We start from the raw sequence: 2,179 nt of genomic DNA, 5'->3' as shown, positions 1-2,179 counted from the left end.
TCATCTCTTAATTGAGTTGTGTATCGATAAATATCTTTTTGTCCTACATCTTTATTGTCTTCCCAATATCTAAGACATTTATTCCGAACAAACTGTACTGTCCGAATAGCCTCATCAATGGCTTGATATTGAGATGGTTTTCCTCTAAGCTTGTACTCTAAAACAAACATTTTGCGTTATCGACCTACCACGCAAATTACTCTAGCATACTAAAATTAAATTGGCAACTGTCGTGCTTCGCTGTTCTATGCTGGCGGAACCTTTCATCTCCGAGGTGAAACCGAGGGTTCCTTCAAGCCGACATTATAGGTAAAAACCCGCAGATGGAATCAGAAAATCTTCTCAGAACCCCCATTGACACCGACATCGTGTCAGAATCTGGATAACCATGATACCATCTTGGTAATTAATCGACAAAATCAGCTTGATTAATTTAATCAAGTGGTGTGAGGAGTGTGAACACAGGAGTCTAAAATTCATGTCCAATCAACCAGCAAACTTTCCGGGTAACAGAAATCAACTCAAACCGATTAAAGTCGGGGTTATCGGGGTCGGTAACATGGGACAACACCATAGTCGCATCCTGAGTTTATTAAAAGACGTGGAATTCGTCGGGGTGGCCGATGTCAACGTCGAAAAGGGACTGGAAACTGCCAGTAAATACCGAGTCCGTTTTTTTGAAAATTATTTAGACCTCTTACCCAGGGTAGATGCGGTTTGTCTCGCTGTCCCCACGCGGTTACACCACCGAGTCGGGATGGACTGTCTGCAAGCGGGAGTACATACCTTGATCGAGAAACCGATCGCCGCTAGTATTAGTGAAGCGGAATCTTTAGTCAATGCGGCAGCCGATCACGATTGTATTCTGCAAGTGGGTCATATCGAGCGTTTTAATCCCGCTTTCCAAGAGTTATCGAAGGTCTTGAAAACCGAGGAGATTTTAGCGATTGAATCCCATCGCATGAGTCCCTATTCCCAACGCGCTAATGATGTGTCGGTGGTGTTAGATTTAATGATCCACGATATAGATTTAATTTTAGAATTAGTCTCGGCTCCCGTGGTGAAATTAACCGCTAGTGGTAGTCGCGCTGCCACTGATTCCGGTTATCTCGATTATGTCACTGCAACCCTTGGTTTTAGTAATGGAGTAGTGGCTAATTTAACCGCTAGTAAGGTGACTCATCGCAAGATTCGCCGTTTAGCAGCCCACTGTAAAAATTCTCTCACGGAAGCGGATTTTCTCAATAATGAAATCCTCATTCACCGGCAAACCACCGCTAACTATAGCACCGATTACGGTCAAGTTCTCTACCGTCAAGATGGTTTAATTGAAAAAGTTTATACCAGCAATATTGAACCTCTACACGCGGAATTAGAACATTTTGTTCATTGTGTGCGCGGTGGGGACCAACCTTCTGTCGGTGGGGAACAAGCTTTAAAAGCTTTACGATTAGCTAGTTTAATCGAACAAATTGCCCTTGATGGTCGCGTTTGGCAACAATCGGACTGGAATTATCAATATCTTAATTCTCCCGTGATTACTGCTTCTTGATTGTTTTTACCCCGATTCTTTAAGTGAGAGAATTGGGGTGAGGAAACAAAATTAGTTATCTGGAAAACTTTCCCAACATTTTTCTGAGGATTTTTTTCCACACCATTGACTTTCACAGGGAACTCCATCACCGTCTCCATCCATTTTGACATTGGGGCAATTTCTCAAGAAAAAAGTCGCTTCTGCACAGGATCTCATCTGGGAACAGTGAGTTCTACCATCGCACCGAAACTGTGGAGAAGGACTAGGTTTTTTCTGGGGAGTGGGACGATTATTGTTGTTAGCTACGGCTAAATTATTGAGGGTTTGATTGCCAGAAATTGGTGATTTTATTGATATTTGTTCGCTCAGAAAACCCAGAATTAAAATAACAATTACTTTTTTCATAAAATGCTTGCCTGATTCTCTGCTCTTATCATAGTACCAAATAGGATACAGGATAATAAATCAGAGTTATTCCCAGGTAAACGTTTGGGGGGGGTCAAGCAGCCAGTGGCACTGACTCTTCCGATTATCGAAAATTTGGGTTAAAACCCCGTCCTAAAAGGACGGCTTTAAGCTACAATGGAAAAAGCGATAACCAAGCTAAAAACTGAACCTTGACAACAGATAGTAGGGGGTTTTGTT

At 42.3% G+C, this 2,179-nt stretch carries 2 protein-coding genes; one reads left to right on the top strand and one right to left on the bottom strand.

Features of this window, described 5'->3' with window-relative positions; all coding sequences use genetic code 11:
• Positions 1–478 precede the first annotated feature (478 nt).
• The gene (locus tag PX636_RS21585; RefSeq protein ID WP_002781699.1) at positions 479–1,552 is read left to right on the top strand and encodes a Gfo/Idh/MocA family protein; all 1,074 of its coding nucleotides are present in this window, start codon (positions 479–481) and stop codon (positions 1,550–1,552) included.
• Positions 1,553–1,603: 51 nt separating this feature from the next.
• On the opposite strand, the gene PX636_RS21580 is transcribed toward PX636_RS21585, so the two are convergent.
• Positions 1,604–1,939, bottom strand: coding sequence for an excalibur calcium-binding domain-containing protein (locus PX636_RS21580; RefSeq protein WP_002798855.1), 336 nt, complete (start codon positions 1,937–1,939; stop codon positions 1,604–1,606).
• Positions 1,940–2,179 lie beyond the last annotated feature (240 nt).

It is taken from the genome of Microcystis sp. M53598_WE2 (assembly GCF_030067735.1).
Lineage (GTDB): Bacteria > Cyanobacteriota > Cyanobacteriia > Cyanobacteriales > Microcystaceae > Microcystis > Microcystis aeruginosa.
This window is presented reverse-complemented; position numbering and strand designations above follow the sequence as displayed.